Raw genomic sequence first — 3410 nt, forward strand, 5'->3', positions numbered from 1 at the left:
GTGGGCTTTGTCGAGGGCTATCAGGAAGATACGGCGATCATTTCGCGGAATCTGGTTCTGATTGAGGATATTAATCATATTGAATTTATTGAATAAAAATTCTCCCTATATTGATTCTTATATCACGATAATTAATCTAAAATTTCACCTTGCAATAATAAATTTATGTTGTACACTGAACTTGTAAATTGAATACGGCGATGACGTTCGCCTTTAAACGAGCAAAATCTAATGACGTCTACTTTTACCTACACACTGGGTGTGTACAGAAAGTAGGCGTCTATTTGTTTTGCTCTTTTTTGTAGTTTTTGGAGGTACAAGAATTATGACTGTTTATGTTGAAAAAGTTCGTGCAATGGAAATTTTTGATTCACGTGGTAACCCAACTGTTGAAGTCCACGCATTCCTTTCCGATGGTACTGTTGCTAAGGCAGAAGTTCCATCAGGTGCTTCAACTGGTGAAAAAGAAGCGGTTGAACTTCGTGATGGCGGCTCACGTTTGGGCGGCAAAGGCGTTTTGAAAGCAGTCAACAACGTTAACACAGAAATCAATAAAGCTTTACAAGGTGCTGATCCATTCAATCAAGCTAAGATTGACCGTACGATGATTGAACTAGATGGCACTCCTAATAAGGCTCGTTTAGGTGCCAATGCAATCTTGGGTGTTTCAATGGCAATTGCTCGCGCTGCCGCCAAGTCTAAGCATGAACCACTCTACCGTTACCTTGGTGGCTGCGACTTAGAACTCCCACAAACTTTCCACAACGTAATCAATGGTGGTAAGCACGCTGACAACGGTATTGATATCCAAGAGTTCATGATTACACCAGTTAAGAAGACTTCATTCCGTGATGGCTTTGAAAAGATCGTTAACACCTATCACACTTTGAAGAAAGTTATTGAAGATGCTGGCTTTGAAACTGGCTTAGGTGACGAAGGTGGTTTTGCTCCTAACCTTAACAGTTCTGAAGAAGCCTTGAAGATGCTTCATGAAGCTATTGTTAAGGCTGGTTACAAACCAGGTGAAGATATCGCTATTGCATTCGATGCCGCCGCAAGTTCCTTCTACAATGCAAATGATGGTAAGTATCACTTCGAAGGACATGTTTGGGATGGCGAGCAAATGATTGATTTCTACGAAAAGCTCTTTAAGGAATTCCCAGAAATCATCTCTGCTGAAGACCCATTCGATGAAAATGATTGGGACAACTTCGAAAAATTCACTGCTAAGTTCGGCAAGCAAATGCAAGTAGTGGCTGATGATAATGTATGTACTAACCCTAAGCTAGTTAGAAAAGCCATCAAGGACAAGCTTTGCAACGCTGTTTTAATTAAGTTGAACCAAATTGGTACGGTTACTGAAACCCTTGAAACCATTAGATTAGCAAGAAAGAACAACTTCACTACGATGGTTTCTCACCGTTCAGGTGAAACTGGCGACACCTTTATCGCTGACTTCACTGTTGCTACTAACGCTGCAGAACTTAAGTCAGGTGCTCCAGCTCGTTCAGAACGTGTTGAAAAGTACAACCGCTTGCTTGAAATCGAAGAAGAGATTGGTGTCAAAGATGAACGTTTAGCACATTTTCCAAACAACATTGATTTGGACTAATATTTGCTAATTATTAATACAAACTCCCTCAATCAAAAACCAAACTAAAAAAACCACGCTGAATTGGAGCGTGGTTTCTGTTGTTATTCAATTTTTATTTATTCAGTTTTTACATCAATTTTATTGAGCTGCGCTCAAGTTAGCTGCCTTGATGTAACGCTTGTTGTTGTTTCTGCAGCCTTCAATTCTGTAGTACTTCTTACCGTTCTTGAATCTCATTGCAGGACCGTAAGTAGTTACAGTTTGGCCTTTGTACATCTTACCAGTACCTGGGGTACGACGGTATGATGACCAGTAAATGTAAGCGTTGTGGGTCAAGGTACGCTTGTTACCAGTAATGTTGGTTACACGAACGTATTCATCCTTGTTAGCAACCTTGTAGTAAGTCTTGCCGTTGATGGTTACAACAGTTGGAACGACATCAATGTTGTCATATGCGTAATACATGTGGCCTAAATAGTTACCGTTCTTGTCGTAAGCACGTGAGTCAATCATTACTGGGTAAGTCTTAACGTTAGTATCACCAGCCGGTTTTACAAGTGCTGAAGTTTTTACCCACATATTACTACCATTAGCATCTGATTTAGACTTGGTTGAAACTTGTGAGTATGAAACATTACCAATTGTTTCAGTCTTGTCTGAAACGTAAACTTGGTCGCCATCTTTGAATGTGGTTGAATTACTCAAAACATTACCACCGTAAATGCTGTAAGTTGGAATTGAACTTGCACCATTAGCATATAAAGTTTGCTTTTGACTTGAAGTAATCAAAACAGTATAAGTTGCAGTGGTCTTCTTACCAGTGTTACCAGTTGCAGTTAAAGTTACGTTGTAGTAACGACCTGCTTCTGAAGTATTAACCGGGTTGGAAGTTGCTTCAATACTTGCGTAAGTTGAGTTATCTTTACTTTGTTGTGCTGAAATAGAAATTGTATCACCATTACTGTTAGTGAAGCTCAATGGATTGAAGCTTGAACCAACAGCAACTTGAAATACTTGGCCATTTAAGCTAGCACTTTGTGCTTGACCGCCCTTAGTCCAATTAATTTGTGGATTTTGAGTGGTATCTACCGGAGCGGAAGCACCTTCTGGCACCATAGGAATTTGAATAGTAGCAGTTTGATTGTTAGCACTTGCACTTAAAGTAATATTAAATGAAGTGCTTGGTACCTTATCAATTTCCTCGTAAGATTTTTCACCCTTCTTAGAAGGATTAATGGTCTTAGTGGTTACACCATTATTCTTCAATTGATTAATGAAGTCTTGTTCATTAATAGTAACATTTTCGCCACCAGCATAGTTATCTTTGTGGAATTGAACGGCTTTAGAAATTTTACTAATTAAATCTGAAACTTTATCACCACTCTTAAAACTTACAGTAGTACGAACAACGTTACCTAAAGGATTACTTTGAGTAGATTCACCAATAATTTCATTATTATAAGTGAAATATGGTTTATTTTGAGGTGCTTGGGTGTTTGTATTAGTAGTATTTGCACCAGTACCTGTTGATGAGCCAACATTTACAGCAGTATCAGCATTAACTGGAATAGCCGTAGAAACGACCGGAGCAACAGCTAACAAAGCAGCAGCTGCAACACTAATAATTCTTAAATTCTTCTTCATTATGTGGTCTCCTTTTCAGAAAAATCACTATGCAAGCGATCGATAAGAAATATTCTCGCTATCTTTATCTCTTACTCGCTTGTGAATCTATTATACCATTTTTCCTATTATTGTATAAAAACAACGCTTAGATCAGGTACGCGATCTTCAGGGCTACCCTCCCCTCAGACCG

At 38.9% G+C, this 3410-nt stretch carries 2 protein-coding genes and 1 riboswitch; of the genes, one reads left to right on the top strand and one right to left on the bottom strand.

What is annotated here, in order from left to right; all coding sequences use genetic code 11:
• Nucleotides 1-187 precede the first annotated feature (187 nt).
• Nucleotides 188-248: riboswitch (Fluoride riboswitch) on the top strand.
• 77 nt (nucleotides 249-325) lie between these two features.
• Nucleotides 326-1612 (top strand): phosphopyruvate hydratase, encoded by a 1287-nt coding sequence (gene eno, locus WS44_RS08755; protein ID WP_013641592.1) that lies wholly within the window; start codon nucleotides 326-328, stop codon nucleotides 1610-1612.
• A gap of 120 nt (nucleotides 1613-1732) precedes the next feature.
• On the opposite strand, the gene WS44_RS08760 is transcribed toward eno, so the two are convergent.
• The gene (locus WS44_RS08760) at nucleotides 1733-3238 is read right to left on the bottom strand and encodes an SLAP domain-containing protein (RefSeq protein WP_013641591.1); all 1506 of its coding nucleotides are present in this window, start codon (nucleotides 3236-3238) and stop codon (nucleotides 1733-1735) included.
• Nucleotides 3239-3410: the final 172 nt, after the last annotated feature.

The organism is Lactobacillus sp. N54.MGS-719 (assembly GCF_000980505.1).
GTDB lineage: Bacteria > Bacillota > Bacilli > Lactobacillales > Lactobacillaceae > Lactobacillus > Lactobacillus amylovorus.

Bases quoted from the DNA above. Each gene is read 5' to 3' on its own strand.
- eno (WP_013641592.1), top strand. From the start codon at position 326: ATGACTGTTTATGTTGAAAAAGTTCGTGCAATGGAAATTTTTGATTCA.
- WS44_RS08760 (WP_013641591.1), bottom strand. From the start codon at position 3,238: ATGAAGAAGAATTTAAGAATTATTAGTGTTGCAGCTGCTGCTTTGTTA.